A 13,812-nucleotide genomic window follows, 5' to 3' on the forward strand; every position below is an offset into this window, starting at 1 on the left:
ATGCTCTTTTTGGTAGGTGCGATTCTGTTTTGGGGTTTCAGCAACTTCTTTATGAAGCTTGCCCGGGGACACCTTGATTCTGTTTCAGCCATGGGTTGGCAGGCACTTGGCGGCCTCTTTCCGCTTTTGACACTGCTGATCTATCAGGGATTAAATATATCTTTTGATAAAGTCGGCTCCACCTGGGCGTTTTTTGGGGGTCTCTTTATTGCCAGCGGCGGATACCTGTTTCTTCAGTCGCTCGGCACAGTAAAAATTTCCATTGCCATGCCTTTTTCTGCGTTGAACGTTTTAGTGACCGCATTTCTTGGAGTCTTTTTGCTTCGCGAGTCGTTGACAACAATGCAGATCGCTGGGGTAGTGCTTATGGTGGGAGGAGCAATGCTGCTTGGTGTATCAGGAGGAAAGTAGCGGGCGATTCTGGCCCGCTTTTTTGTTTGACTTATTTTAACCTTTTTGATAAGCTTGTTTCCATGTTGGTTATTCGCTTTCAGCGTATAGGAAGAAAAAACGATCCAGCGTTTCGGATTGTGGTAACCGAGAGACGTTCTAAGCCTAAATCCGGAGAGCTCGAAATTCTCGGATCGTATCAACCCAAAACAAAAGAAACCGTGTTAAAAAACGAGCGGATTTTATACTGGATTTCCAAGGGGGCCAAAGTTTCGGATACGGTCCACAATCTTTTAATTTCCAAAGGCGTGATTAAGGGCAGTAAAATTAACACCGTAAAAACCATACAAGCCACCATAAAAGAAAGCGAAGCGAAAACGCCTAACCCCGAATTAATTCCTGAGCAGGATAAAGTTACAACCCCAGATTCTCAAAAAGAAGCGACCCCTGAATCTACTTGACAAACTAGTTTAAAAAGATTATAATGAGGGTATTAATGATCACGGATTAACCGTGAGAAAGAAAGGTCGAGGTTGATATCAGCATTCAGCTATCAGCATTCAGCTATCAGCAAGATTTGCCGAAAGCAGAAAGTCCCGACGTAAGGTTGGGACCCCGACTACATTATTTATAATCTAAAATAGTACGTCGGGGCCGAGAGCCGAAAGCTGCGCAAGCATGGCTAAAATGCAATCTGACCAGGAGTTCCTTGAGTATGTTGTCAAGGCGCTCGTGGATACCCCTGATGCGGTAAAAACCGACCGTAAGGTTGACGAGATGGGTGTTTTGATCACCTTGAAAGTTGACCCCGCGGACATGGGGAAAATCATTGGCCGAGCGGGGCAAACCGCTAAAGCCATCCGCTCGCTTCTTCGGGTTGTGGGTATTAAAAATAATGCCCGCGTGAATTTGAAGATAGAAGAGCCGGAAGGCGGACGCGGTCCGCGTCCACGCGACGAAAGATCTCGAGGCGTTGATGAAGTAGTTGACGATTTGAGACTTTAATCTTATTTAGGATTCAAAACCAAAACTCCGCAGAATGCGGAGTTTTGGTTTTGAATAAATACGTGATACGATAAAAAAGCCGCGAAAGTTATTCGCGGTCACGAAATTGTAGTTTTTGGGCATCAACCGACCGTTAATCTACGCGGCTCCTCATCAGAATAGTAATAGTCTCTGCCATCCACGATCACCTTTTTTACTTGACCATCGGCGCTAAGAACCACAAGAGAGGTTTCAATATCTTTTAGCGATAAACGTGTAGGCCAGCCAACCCGTTTAACTCTTTTTAGTAACTCTTCTGGGGTGTTATCGTAGCAATGTCTATAAAATATGAGTCTATGCAGGATAGCGGAAAGGGGAATTCTCACCCTTCGTATAAGTGTCTTCTCAGTCATCTTACCCTCATTACGAAGTCCACTAATCATCCATCTTATTACAGGCTTCTATAAAAGTAAATTATCATTATGAGATTCAATATTGTTACCATCTTCCCCAATATTTTTGATTCTTACTTAAATGAGTCTATGATGAAACGGGCCCGAGCAAAAAAACTCGTGGATGTTCGCGTGCATGATTTACGGAATTTCTCGCGTGACCGCCATAGAAAAGTTGACGATCGGCCGTACGGCGGAGGACCGGGAATGGTCATTAAAATTGAGCCGCTCGCAAGGGCGCTTGGCTCAATTTTGAAATCAAAAATCAAAAATCAAAAATCAAAAATAGTTCTTTTCTCTGTGAACGGAAAACAATTTACGCAAAAAATGGCGCACGATTGGGCGAAAAAATACGATCGCCTAATTATGATATCCGGCCACTATGAAGGCGTGGACGAGCGGATTTTCAGCTTGCTAAAAGCTAAAAGCTATAAACTAGAAGCTATTTCTATTGGACCTTATGTTTTAACCGGTGGCGAGCTGCCGGCCATGGTGGTGATTGATGCGGTTTCGCGTCATATCCCCGGAGTATTGGGAAAGGAGGAATCGTTGGAAGAGAGACGATACGGAGTGGGCATTCCTGTATATACGCGTCCAGAGATTTTTAAATACAAGGAGGAAAATTATAGAGTTCCAGGTGTTCTTCTTTCCGGAGATCATAAAAATATAGAGAAATGGCGTAAGGGGCACAAGAAGTAGATTTTCCCATTTTCCATGGTGTCCTTTCTGCCAGTTTCTTGTCCATGTTTACTTTTTTACCTTCTCTAATTCGCGCGAATAGACGAATAGTGTACCGCGTGGTACTTTTGGGGGTGTAACCACTAACCATATACGTAATACGTATGAAAAAATTTGAGCGCATACTAAAGGGGCTTGCCAATCACAGGCGGCTTGCCATCTTAAAATTTTTGCATAAAACCAAAGAGGCCAATGTCTCTGAAATTGCAGGAGTAATTGGTTTATCGTTTAAAGCAACATCAAAGCACCTAAACATTCTGGCCAACCTTGATATTGTGGAAAAGCAGCAAAGAAGTTTGGAGATGTTTTATCGGCTCGCCAGAAAGTTTCCTCCCATGGCTAAAAATGTTATTACATATATCTCTAATTCGCGCGAATAAGCGAATAGTTATGAGGTTTGAATTTCCAAAAGGATTTCTATGGGGTGCGGCAACAAGTGCCCATCAAGTGGAAGGGAATAATCATAACGATTGGACGGAGTGGGAGCATGCAAATAGCGCCCGCCTTGCGGCAAAAGCCGCAAGGCGCCATTCGAACGCACCCACGCGAATACCGGATTATATTCTGAAAAATTATCCGAACCCCCTGCAGGAAGAAAATTATATTTCCGGTAGAGCATGCGACCACTATAATCGCTTCCGGGAAGATTTTGATATTGCAAAATCTTTGGGCCACAACGCGCATAGGTTTTCAATTGAGTGGTCGCGGATTGAGCCGGAAGAGGGGAAATTTGATGAAAAAGAAATTAAGCATTATAGCGAGGTTCTCCGCGCGCTTCGCGAACGGGGGATGGAGCCTTTTGTGACGCTGTGGCATTGGACGAACCCGGTCTGGTTTGCAAAACGTGGAGGATGGGTGCGTGGAGACGCTCCGTCATTTTTTGCACGGTATTGCCTGAAAGTTGCGGAATCGTTTCCGGAAGTCAAATACTGGATTACGTTAAACGAACCGGAGGCCTTTCCTCGTCACGGTTATTTGCTTAAGGACCGTCCTCCCGCTCTCGGCGACATTGTGTCTTTGCTGCGTTCGTTACGAAATTTGGCAAAGGCGCACAAAGAAGCATATCAAATTATGAAAGAATTTAAATCAACTCTTTTTATCGGCTACTCCGAGAGTTCGGTTTATTTTGAACCTTTTAACCGTATGCCCCATAATGTTTTGGCATTACAATTTTTACGGTGGTGGAAGAATAATCCCTTTTTTAAACGTATGTCGGAATACTCCGATTTTATAGGACTGCAATTCTATTTTCACACTAGAGTGCGTCTCCATCCAAAATCACAATGGGGGATTCAGTTTAATGAGAACAAGCGGGTGACCGACATGGGTTGGGAAATTTTTCCCGAGGGAATATATCACGTGCTTATGGATTTGCAAAAATACAAAAAGCCAATTTTTATTACTGAAAATGGTCTTGCCGATGCACGGGATCTCTATAGAGGCGATTTCATTCAAGAGCATATTGCCTGGACTGCAAAAGCGATTAGAGATGGCGCTGATGTACGCGGGTATTTTCACTGGTCGCTTTTGGACAACTTTGAGTGGCAGGAGGGTTTCTGGCCGCGGTTTGGACTGGTGGAAGTGGATTTTTCCGCCAGAGGCGGATCCGCCTCTGGCGGAAAAACACTGGAACGAAAAATCAGGCCAAGCGCTTGGGAATATAAAAAAATTATTGAAAAAAACGCACTAGAAATATGAGCTGGATTGTTATCGCGCTTATCGCCTATTTTCTTTACGCCGTTGTTTTTGTATTGGATAAGTTTATCCTTGCGCGGCCGATAAAAAGCCCCCTTGTTTATGCATTTTATCCGGGGGTGTTGGGGATACTTGCTGTTTTGGTAGTCCCCTTCGTAGATTTTAGCATTTTGAGCCCCTCCGGCATTGTTTATGCCCTTCTTTCCGGGGCCCTTTTTATTTGGGGTTTAATTTATTTTTACAAGACTCTTCAGGCGGGCGAGGCCTCGCGGGCCGTACCTTTTACGGGGGCGCTTACTCCGGTGGCAACTTTTGTTTTCAGTTATCTATTGGGAGTTGAAAAGTTGTCCGGCCAGCAAGCAGCCGCGTTTTTACTTCTTGTTATCGGCAGTTTTCTGATTGCGTGGGGCTACAAAAACCATGACTTTTTGACAAAGCATAACATTGGCTACGGCATTGCCGCGGCCCTGTTTTTTGGCCTGTCGCTGGCATTTACAAAACTTGTTTTTGAGCAGACCAATTTTCTTAACGGATTTATTTGGATGAGGTTTGGAGGATTTATTTTCAGCCTGTTGCTGCTTACAAAAAGAAGTTGGAGAAACGCAGTTTTTTCAACCACCGGGTCGGTTACCCTGCGCGGTGTTATTCTCTTTTTCTCCGATAAAATTATAGGGTCCGCAGCGCTTGTTCTTCAGAATTACGCGATTTCTCTCGGAAGCGTAATAATAGTTAATGCTCTCCAATCAACGCAGTATCTTTTTCTTTTTATACTGGCTTCCTTGCTCTCCATAAAAATAAAATTTAGAAAGGTGCTGCATGAGACCGTCGGTAAGGGCGCGATTATACAAAAGGTTCTAGCCATACTCGTTATTGGTTTCGGGCTTTGGCTTCTTATAAAACCGCATGTCCCACCGCAGCCCATGACTTTTGGGATCACTTTTTCTCCGAAGTTCGCCCAAGAACTTGGTCTTGATTGGCGCGAGGCGTATTTAAAAATTTTAGACGAACTCAAAGTAAAAAATGTGCGTCTTGTTGCTTATTGGGACGTGATTGAGCCGGAAAAGGGTAAATACGTTTTTGATGACGTTGATTGGCAAATTCAGGAGGCAGAAAAGAGGGGTGCCAAGGTTTTATTTGTCGTTGGCAGAAAAACACCGCGCTGGCCGGAGTGTCATAAGCCCCCTTGGGCTTATGACCTGAAGGGTAAGGAAGAAAAACAAGAAGTGCTAAAGATGTTGGCTGGCACAATTAGCCATTTCAAAAATTTTAACAATATTTACGCTTGGCAGGTTGAGAATGAGCCGCTTTTTCCGTTCGGAAAATGTAAAAGTTTGGGATTACGTTTTTTGCAAAAGGAAGTTGACCTTGTGCGCTCGCTTGATTCGCGGCCCATTGTGTTAACTGATAGCGGGGAGCTTGGTTTTGCTTGGCCAGTTTTAATATCGCGGGCCGATATTTTTGGCACAACACTTTATCGTTATATCCACAACAATACTTTTGGCTATATAAAATACTGGTGGATTCCGACAGAATATTTCAGATTCAAGGTGTGGTTCGCCACAAAAGTTTTTGGGAAAGAAATTTTAATTTCCGAACTTCAGGCAGAGCCGTGGGAGCCGGTGTCGCTCGTCAACGCCCCATTTGAAAATCAGTATAAAACTATGAATGTTGAAAAATTCCGCGAGGTCGTTGACTATGCTCGTCGCAGCGGTTTTACCAAGGCCTACTTTTGGGGGGCAGAGTGGTGGTTGTGGTTGAAGGAAAAACACGGCCAGCAAGATATGTGGAATGAAGCAAAAGCAATAATTAGCCCCCATAACTAACTTGACTAAAAAATTCATATTGCTACTATTATAGATGGTAAAGACGGCGGGGGTAACATGAGGGTTGCCTTACAGTTTAGATACCTAGGGACTTATGGACGTTTCTGCATGTTGCTTCAGGAAAATAACGTACCATTTGGCCTACATGGTTTCCATATCATTTCTTTAAACGAGAAGCATCTAGACCACCTACCCCAAAAAGCAGCTGAATATTTGGAGAAACGCAAGGCTAAGGGGACAGTGAGAATTTACGCCCTTGGTCAGCGTATTGGTATAAGGAGGGTGGTAACCGAGGAGGAGGCGGAGAAACTTCTCAAGAAATTTAGTCTACGACATTGGCGTCCGAATCCAAAGAAGGCAATAAAGTGGCCAAGTGAATAATCTCCCGTCAGTTAGTCGGTGGTATCCCCACCGACATTTCATTTGTTGAAGACAAAAGAAGAAATCGTTATTATGGGGACATATGGCTTATTATTTAGGGGTTGACATTGGTGGAACAAAAATACGTGCGGTTTTAATGCAGGGGCTGGACGATCGCAAACCGCAGTGTTTTGTGATAACCACACCCAAAAACAAAAAACGTTTTTTGGATGTGTTGTGGAAATTTCTTAGAAAAGTTGCCGGACCCAAAAAACTTACAGGAATTGGCGTAGGAGTTCCGGGGGTAGTCAATAAAAACCGCGGTACGTTAATTAAGGCACCCAATCTTTCGTTTTTAAACGGCTGGAATGCGAATAAATTTTTTGCAAGATTTAAAGTACCGGTGAGGACTGACAACGATAGCCGTTGTTTTTTACGAGCCGAAGCAATACGTGGCGCTGGCAAGGGATATAAAAATATTGTCGCGCTTACAATAGGGACAGGAATTGGCGGCGGGATAATGATTGATGGAAAAATTTATTATGGCTCACGGAGCGGGGCTGGAGAGTTTGGGCATATGATAGTCGGTAACAACAAGACTTTTGAGCAGTTGGCGGGTAAAAGAGCATTTCTGAAATATGGAGACCGAAGCAAATTAATCGGCGTGGGAGTCGCAAATTTGATAAATGCTTTTGATCCGGATATTGTTATTTTGGGTGGCGGGGGAGTAACCAGCGGGGCGGTAAAAATTGGTATGGTGCGTCGGCTTGCCAAAAAGTATACAATGTCGCCCCCTGCCCAAAAAACACCGATTGTAAGAGGCAAACTGGGGGATACGGCTGCAGCCATGGGCGCGGTTTTGTTGTGGAAGAAGGGGTATTGACAGCAATTTTGGAGGGGATATAATGCAATTACTTGTGAGACTGGCGGGGTTAACTGGAAAACCCCAAGCCCCACAATTTAACAACAGGGTTAAAGAGACCGTTGAATAGTTCTTTTTCGTAGCGAAATTTTGTGTTTTCGAGCGAGCCGAGGACGGACGACGACGGCGTATCTGGTAAGATACGCCAAGGAGGACGGACGAAAGCGTAGCCAAAAACGCAAAATTGCAGCAGAAAAGGGAACTATTCAACGGTCTCTTCAATACATCCACCACTGTTTCTTTATGGAAGCGGTGGTGGGTGTGTTTTTTATCTTTAGGCGGCTTCGCCGCCTAGGGATGGTAAATGTCCGATAGGAAAGCAGCTTGAAAATTTGATCATAGATTCGAACATATATACTTCGTATAACTGGTTCGCTCGGTCAAAGAGAAAATTGATATTTTCTCTTTTTCCTCGCTGCCAGCTATAAGTCCGGTCCTTTTTGGGTTTAAAGAAGCGCCTCACGATTGAGGGCGCCCAAAATTAAGTACTTTTAGTCTCTCGAAACGAGAACACTCTCTCCACACTCTGGACAGTTAATGAAAGCATCGCCCCCCTCATATCTGACTGAGTCACGGGTGGTGAGTTCAAACACACAATCACAATTTTTACAAGCGTGTCGGCCGATCCAGTCACGATGTTGAAAAGAGCTTCCGTGTTGTAGGATTTCCATGATTAACCCCCATTCCGTCCCAGTTAACAGTATACTATATAAATAATAATTAATCAAGAACCTAAAAAGGACCACATTGGTCCTAGCCGATATGCATTCTAAAACAACAAGCAACGAAGATAGAAGATGCAATATAGGTAAAAGTCATGATGAGCAATGAGCCCATAACTCCATATGCGAGGAATCTAATTTTTCTTACCCAGATTGTTATTACTATTCCCGTTAGAACAGGGGACAAAAAAATGTACCAAAATTTAGTAAAGAGCAGTGAAGGCCAGAAGTAGGGACCAAGCAGGAAGTTATAGATCAACTCCATTGTGTGTACTCCCAACGGTGTTCTATGGAGAGATTACGCGCTCCCGCTTTATTTGTCAAGGAACCTAAAAAGGACTGGGCTTGCCCCGTACATAACTTGTTATGTGCGCGGGTTTAGAAAATGTTCGAAGCGAATCCAATCCCGTTAGAAGTCTCGCTCGCGACTTTGTCGCGAGTCCGAAGGACCTCGGCGAGGCTACTTCTAACGGGACCAATAAAATTCCAAATAAATTCAGAGACCAAAGATCAAAAAAACAGCCAAAGTTCTAGTCGAGAGATTAGAATTCCCGCTCCAATTTTGCGACCGAAATTCAACGGCAGTGCGCTTCGCGTTTCAAGGGCAGGCCTATTCGGCCACCGCGCACTGCAAATAGACCCAGCGTTTTACTCAGTGGGCGTCAGGTAAGTTTTCTGTGGCAAAATTGGGGCGGGATTAGCGATTTTGTTCCCAAAATTTCTTAGCGTTTTTGACGCTCGAAATTTTGGACAAAATCGTAACCTTCCAGCTGTTCCGACAAAAAACGGAAGTCGGATATAGGATTTCGGAAGTCGGAATTTTTCTGACGTCTGATTTCTGATTTCTGACCTCCAATAATTGAGGATTTGATCCTGGTCCAGGATGAACGCTGGCGGCGTGGATAAGGCATGCAAGTCGAACGAACAGATATCGGAGTTCGGAGATCAGAAATCAGAACTTCTAACAAAATTATGTATACAAACTTAGAAGTTTATAATCGCTCTCAAAAACTTTATCCAAGAATAATTGCACTTACTAAGAGTTTTCCTAATAATGCAAGGCACCTAAAAGATCAACTTTGCAGATCTGCAAATTCTATTCACAGCAATATTGCAGAGGGTTACGGAAGATCTATTGCAGAGTTTAAAATGTATTTAACAAGATCATTGGGTTCTTGTAATGAAACAAGAAGTCATCTAAATGATGCAGTAAATTCAAATTTTTGTGATATAAGTTTAGCGAAAGAATTGTTAGACGAATATGAGATTGTGAGTAAGCAACTTTTTCGTTTGCGAGAGCGGTGGAAGTAGAAATCTATCCGATTTCCGACTTCCGATCTCCGATGTCTGTGAGTGGCGAACGAGTTAGTAACACCTTGGAATCTACCTCGAAGACGGGGATAACTCCGCGAAAGCGGAGCTAATACCCGATAGTCCCAGCGTTGATTTTGAAAAACAAAAAGGGGTGGACAGAACCCATCCCCATAAAGATTATTAATACCGCTATTGTGGCTTAGGCCCAAGGACGGCAAGAACAATAAAGCCTCCTACAATCAGCATGCTCCCCAATATAATCTTGATGATCACTGACTTGGTACGTTTTGGCGGTAAGACCCAACCCCCTAACATAATATCGAATACCCCCAGCCATCTGTGTATTCCGCTAGAAAGCATCCAAATTCCAGACCCAGATAACGCCATGAAGAGCAAGAAGGGCCAGTGCACTGTAATACCTCCTGCCTCAGCATGTATTATTAAGGATACTATCAAATTGTTTAGTTGTCAAGTGTTTTTCAAAATCAGCGCTGGGTAAGGCCGCAAGGCGCTTCGAGAGGAGCCTAGGTCCTATCAGCTAGTTGGTGGGGTAGTGGCCCACCAAGGCTATGACGGGTAGGGGATGTGAGAGCATGACCCCCAACGGCGACAATGAGATACGAGTCGCACACCTACGGGTGGCAGCAGTCAAGAAAATTCCACAATGGGCGAAAGCCTGATGGAGCGACGCCGCGTGCAGGAAGAAGGTCTTCGGATTGTAAACTGCTTTTTATCGGGAACAAGTCCGGCCCTTTTGGGTTACGACAAAATAAAAAAAGCTGCCAATCGGCAGCACTACCAATAACTAATTATATTTCTCTAAACAAACTCCCTTTTTGAGCTGATTCTGTGCGAGCAATTGTGCTAACCGGGGTAAGGAGCGTGAGATCAGACAAATTGGCATCCCGTGCAATTTGTTGCGCAAATCTGATTGCTTCCTGCTTATCGTCTTTTTCAAAGAAAGCAACAACCTTGGGACGGACGGTTAGAGGAAATTGCATTAGCAAATACTGAGATGGCATGCGCTTTACTCCCTAGAGGATGGCGAGCTAAGTATAAGTATATTGGGAGATTGTATTTTTGTCAAGTCGTAGTTCAAAAGGGCCGGATTGAGCGTACCGATAGAATAAGGCGCTGCAAACTCTGTGCCAGCAGCCGCGGTAATACAGAGGCGTCAAGCGTTATCCGGATTTATTGGGCGTAAAGGGTCTCCAGGCGGTTTTGTTAGTCTGGCGTTAAATCCCACTGCTTAACGGTGGGGCTGCGTTAGATACGGCAAAACTAGAGGGATGGAGAGGGAGTAGGAACTCACGGTGTAGGGGTGAAATCCGTTGATATCGTGGGGAACACCAAAGGCGAAGGCAAACTCCTGGCCATCTCCTGACGCTCATGAGACGAAAGCGTGGGGAGCAAAAAGGATTAGATACCCTTGTAGTCCACGCCCTAAACGATGCGCGCTCGCTGTTCCGAGTATCGACCCTCGGAGTGGCTTAGCTTACGCGTTAAGCGCGCCGCCTGGGAAGTACGGCCGCAAGGCTAAAACTCAAAGGAATAGACGGGGATTCGCACAAGCGGTGGACCATGTGGTTCAATTCGACGACAACCGAGGAACCTCACCAGGGCTTGAAATGTTTATGATGTTCCAGCGAAAGTTGGAATTTCTCACAAGGACATAAGCACAGGTGCTGCACGGCCCTCGTCAGTTCGTGGTGTAAATTGTTCCCTTAAGTGGGGTAACGAACGCAACCCCTATTGCCTGTTATATGTGTCAGGCAAGACCGCCCCGCTCTTTTGGCAGTATAAGATTTGTTGATATGATTGAGATATGTACTACGTTTACCTTATTAAAAGCAGGAAACGAGATTTTTTGTATGTTGGTAGCACTGATGATCTCCGGAGGAGATTTTCTGAGCACAACAACAGGAAAGAACCGTCAACAAAATTTTATGCGCCGTTTCAACTGATATATTTATGAAGCTTATAGTAGTAAGAAGGACGCACTAATTCGTGAAAATAAATTAAAGCATCACGGTGCAGTGATTGGTCATTTGAAACGGCGAGTCAAGCACAGCTTGACTGAATAGCTACGGTCCCGCTCTTTTAGCTTTGCTATAAGAGCGGGGCTGGACATAGTGCCAAAAGAGCGGGGAGGAAGGTGGGGACGACGCGAGGTCAGCGTGGCCCTCTGATGCCCTGGGCTACACACGTGGTACAATGGCGCGTACAATGGGTTGCCAAGCCGCAAGGTGGAGCTAATCCCATCAAAGCGCGCCCCAGTTCAGATTGAAGTCTGCAACTCGACTTCATGAAGTAGGAATCGCTAGTAAACGCAAATCAGCTATGTTGCGTTGAATACGTTCTCGAATCTTGTACTCGGGACGCCATGCGATCTTCTTTTTCTAGCTCGTAACCAATCGAGCAAAATTATGCACAGTAATTTTAAGTGAAATCACAGATTTGTTTCCGTGAGGGGCAAGTTGAAGGGTGAAAGTAATTTTTTGTAGTGCGAATATCAGATGTGGCATAACAAATGGGTTACTCTACGAGTACATGAGGAAGCCCCTGTGTGATTTAGATTTGTTATGTGTAGTGATATCGTGATGCAAAAGCATAGAAAAGAAGGTTACCATGGGAGGTCTTGCATAATTCTTGTGGAAAACGAAAGCTTTACAACTTTTTCGTTGTGAGCTAACTTCGAGATATGGGAGTAAGCAATTACTTTCAAATATTATGCAAGAAGTCTGCAGAGTTCGTAGTACCGACGGAAGGAGAAATTTCTTACTGAAAGCTCCAGTCGGGAAGGAACAAATCCATTGTGATAAATTAAATCCTTGGTACGTGTCTGGTTTTATAGACGGCGAAGGATCGTTTTCGGTTGGTATCGGAAAGCACAAAACCCTTAAACGGGGTACTGAAGTGCGATGCCAATTCGAGATCGAACTTCGCGCGGATGATCGGAAAATCCTTGATAGAATTTGCGCGACACTTGGTTGCGGTAAAATCTATGATTGCTCATACGAACGATATGGATGGTACCCGCACGCAAAGTATAAAATCGGAAGCACAAAAGATATGGAAGAATTCCTTTTCCCATTTCTTGATAAATATCCGCTTCAGGCAAAGAAAGCGAAAGATTATGCATTCTTTAAGGAGGTTGTTCTGATGTTTAGGAAGAAACAACATCTTACTGAAAACGGATTTAAAAAAATCATCGCTATCCGCGATCGTATCAGGGAAACAGGTAAAAAACATTACAGTGGAAACCGCTAGGGTACGGGAAAGCCGTTTGCCCAGTGGTGTGTGGCTAGCAGAAGAAAAGTACTAGACCACGAAACCGCCCGTCACATCAAGAAAGCTGGGAGTAGGTAAAATCTGTCGCAAGACAGCTCAGCCTAAGCTCAGTGATAGGGATGAAGTTAATTATGGCTTCCTATGCGGGCAACCGCATAGTCCCGACCCCCATGTCGGGATCCCGACTTCATTATTTTATATTTTAAAATAGTGCGTCGGGAAAAATCCAACTAATATCGGTGAACTCCCGTTGAAAACGGGACAATACCGAGGCAACCGAGCACATATTTTTGGAGAAAATCAAAATCACGATCGCACAAGGCAACCGTGAGTATTCTTTGCGATGGTGGTTTTCAAGTCAGCTATTCTGACTTGAACAGAACCATCGTGTGAAGGGTTAACATCTGTCCGAGACGACCCTCGATGGGAGAGACGGCTGTCATGGATACGGGCTCGCCGCATGTTTTGGCGAGTACCTTGATCCATTTGCCAGTTTTCTCCGCGAGGCCGTCCGGCGTTACGTCTTCAGCTCGGATGAGCTTGACTTCGTATTGCATGGTAACCTCCTTCCTCTTCCATGTATATTACCATTATACAGTATATGTTATATTTTGTCAAGCACAACCTTGACTCCAAAAATATGTGCTCGGAAGTCCGTAGAGACTTGGTCTGCTCAACAGACCAGATAGGGGATTCAAGGGAAGTCTGACTTCCCAAGCAATTCTCTATAATACGTTGGCCCGAGCACACAATTTGTACTGCGCTTCGCGCAAAACGAAGTAGTACAAATTGTGTGCTCGGTGAAGATATAGTCCGACACCTTTAGTGATAAAGGAAACTGTTGCGTAACAAGGCATCCGTAGCGGAAGCTGTGGATGGAACAATTCTTTTAGGAATTTTCTTGTGTTTCGAAAGAAACACGAATTCTAGGTCGGTCCCGCCCTTTGCGCGAAAGCACAAAGAGTGGGATAAGTGCTGGTCTCTAACTTCAAATGGAGACTCTGCGTTCCCGACAGCATCGGGGAGTCGCTCTTCTTCGTCCCGCTCTTTTGGCCTCGCCATAAGAACGGGACTACGGAAGAGTCCTCTGAAGCTCGCCCCGCGAGCATAGGAGGAGAACA

At 44.6% G+C, this 13,812-nt stretch carries 12 protein-coding genes and 1 rRNA gene; 11 read left to right on the forward strand and 2 right to left on the reverse strand.

Annotated features, from left to right (window positions below):
- The 3 genes from HYW89_03675 (at window position 1) to HYW89_03685 (ending at window position 1,395) form a co-directional block, all read left to right on the forward strand.
- A complete protein-coding gene (locus HYW89_03675; GenBank protein QQG45073.1) occupies window positions 1-411 on the forward strand; it encodes a DMT family transporter in 411 nt (136 codons plus the stop codon).
- 62 nt (window positions 412-473) lie between these two features.
- Window positions 474-851 (forward strand): 30S ribosomal protein S16, encoded by a 378-nt coding sequence (gene rpsP, locus HYW89_03680; protein QQG45074.1) that lies wholly within the window; start codon window positions 474-476, stop codon window positions 849-851.
- A gap of 217 nt (window positions 852-1,068) precedes the next feature.
- A complete protein-coding gene (locus HYW89_03685) occupies window positions 1,069-1,395 on the forward strand; it encodes a KH domain-containing protein (GenBank protein QQG45075.1) in 327 nt (108 codons plus the stop codon).
- A 122-nt stretch (window positions 1,396-1,517) separates the two neighbouring features.
- Here the strand turns inward: HYW89_03685 and HYW89_03690 are convergent, their stop codons facing one another.
- The gene (locus HYW89_03690; protein ID QQG45076.1) at window positions 1,518-1,787 is read right to left on the reverse strand and encodes a hypothetical protein; all 270 of its coding nucleotides are present in this window, start codon (window positions 1,785-1,787) and stop codon (window positions 1,518-1,520) included.
- Window positions 1,788-1,856: 69 nt separating this feature from the next.
- Here HYW89_03690 and trmD point away from each other — a divergent pair, with 69 nt between their 5' ends.
- The 8 genes from trmD to HYW89_03730 all read left to right on the forward strand — a co-directional run bounded on the left by trmD (window position 1,857) and on the right by HYW89_03730 (window position 12,670).
- A complete protein-coding gene (trmD, locus tag HYW89_03695; protein ID QQG45077.1) occupies window positions 1,857-2,525 on the forward strand; it encodes a tRNA (guanosine(37)-N1)-methyltransferase TrmD in 669 nt (222 codons plus the stop codon).
- A gap of 143 nt (window positions 2,526-2,668) precedes the next feature.
- The gene (locus tag HYW89_03700) at window positions 2,669-2,944 is read left to right on the forward strand and encodes a winged helix-turn-helix transcriptional regulator (GenBank protein QQG45078.1); all 276 of its coding nucleotides are present in this window, start codon (window positions 2,669-2,671) and stop codon (window positions 2,942-2,944) included.
- A gap of 10 nt (window positions 2,945-2,954) precedes the next feature.
- A complete protein-coding gene (locus tag HYW89_03705; GenBank protein QQG45079.1) occupies window positions 2,955-4,262 on the forward strand; it encodes a glycoside hydrolase family 1 protein in 1,308 nt (435 codons plus the stop codon).
- The gene (locus tag HYW89_03710; protein ID QQG45080.1) at window positions 4,259-6,082 is read left to right on the forward strand and encodes a DMT family transporter; all 1,824 of its coding nucleotides are present in this window, start codon (window positions 4,259-4,261) and stop codon (window positions 6,080-6,082) included. Before HYW89_03705 ends, HYW89_03710 begins: the two co-directional genes overlap by 4 nt.
- Window positions 6,083-6,190: 108 nt before the next feature.
- On the forward strand, window positions 6,191-6,463 hold the full coding sequence (locus tag HYW89_03715) for a hypothetical protein (protein ID QQG45081.1): 273 nt from the start codon (window positions 6,191-6,193) through the stop codon (window positions 6,461-6,463).
- An 82-nt stretch (window positions 6,464-6,545) separates the two neighbouring features.
- On the forward strand, window positions 6,546-7,325 hold the full coding sequence (locus tag HYW89_03720) for an ROK family protein (protein ID QQG45082.1): 780 nt from the start codon (window positions 6,546-6,548) through the stop codon (window positions 7,323-7,325).
- Window positions 7,326-8,941: 1,616 nt separating this feature from the next.
- Window positions 8,942-11,800, forward strand: a 16S ribosomal RNA gene (locus HYW89_03725).
- Window positions 11,801-12,130: 330 nt separating this feature from the next.
- The gene (locus HYW89_03730) at window positions 12,131-12,670 is read left to right on the forward strand and encodes an LAGLIDADG family homing endonuclease (protein ID QQG45083.1); all 540 of its coding nucleotides are present in this window, start codon (window positions 12,131-12,133) and stop codon (window positions 12,668-12,670) included.
- A gap of 383 nt (window positions 12,671-13,053) precedes the next feature.
- Here the strand turns inward: HYW89_03730 and HYW89_03735 are convergent, their stop codons facing one another.
- On the reverse strand, window positions 13,054-13,248 hold the full coding sequence (locus tag HYW89_03735; protein ID QQG45084.1) for a hypothetical protein: 195 nt from the start codon (window positions 13,246-13,248) through the stop codon (window positions 13,054-13,056).
- Window positions 13,249-13,812: the final 564 nt, after the last annotated feature.

Source organism: Candidatus Sungiibacteriota bacterium (assembly GCA_016432465.1).
GTDB lineage: Bacteria > Patescibacteriota > Minisyncoccia > Sungbacterales > HO2-52-23.

What these genes read in the sequence shown, in the direction of transcription:
- HYW89_03675 (QQG45073.1), top strand. Translation starts at nt 1, where the DNA reads ATGCTCTTTTTGGTAGGTGCGATTCTGTTTTGGGGTTTCAGCAACTTC.
- rpsP (QQG45074.1), top strand. Translation starts at nt 474, where the DNA reads ATGTTGGTTATTCGCTTTCAGCGTATAGGAAGAAAAAACGATCCAGCG.
- HYW89_03685 (QQG45075.1), top strand. Translation starts at nt 1,069, where the DNA reads ATGGCTAAAATGCAATCTGACCAGGAGTTCCTTGAGTATGTTGTCAAG.
- HYW89_03690 (QQG45076.1), bottom strand. Translation starts at nt 1,787, where the DNA reads ATGACTGAGAAGACACTTATACGAAGGGTGAGAATTCCCCTTTCCGCT.
- trmD (QQG45077.1), top strand. Translation starts at nt 1,857, where the DNA reads ATGAGATTCAATATTGTTACCATCTTCCCCAATATTTTTGATTCTTAC.
- HYW89_03700 (QQG45078.1), top strand. Translation starts at nt 2,669, where the DNA reads ATGAAAAAATTTGAGCGCATACTAAAGGGGCTTGCCAATCACAGGCGG.
- HYW89_03705 (QQG45079.1), top strand. Translation starts at nt 2,955, where the DNA reads ATGAGGTTTGAATTTCCAAAAGGATTTCTATGGGGTGCGGCAACAAGT.
- HYW89_03710 (QQG45080.1), top strand. Translation starts at nt 4,259, where the DNA reads ATGAGCTGGATTGTTATCGCGCTTATCGCCTATTTTCTTTACGCCGTT.
- HYW89_03715 (QQG45081.1), top strand. Translation starts at nt 6,191, where the DNA reads ATGTTGCTTCAGGAAAATAACGTACCATTTGGCCTACATGGTTTCCAT.
- HYW89_03720 (QQG45082.1), top strand. Translation starts at nt 6,546, where the DNA reads ATGGCTTATTATTTAGGGGTTGACATTGGTGGAACAAAAATACGTGCG.
- HYW89_03730 (QQG45083.1), top strand. Translation starts at nt 12,131, where the DNA reads ATGCAAGAAGTCTGCAGAGTTCGTAGTACCGACGGAAGGAGAAATTTC.
- HYW89_03735 (QQG45084.1), bottom strand. Translation starts at nt 13,248, where the DNA reads ATGCAATACGAAGTCAAGCTCATCCGAGCTGAAGACGTAACGCCGGAC.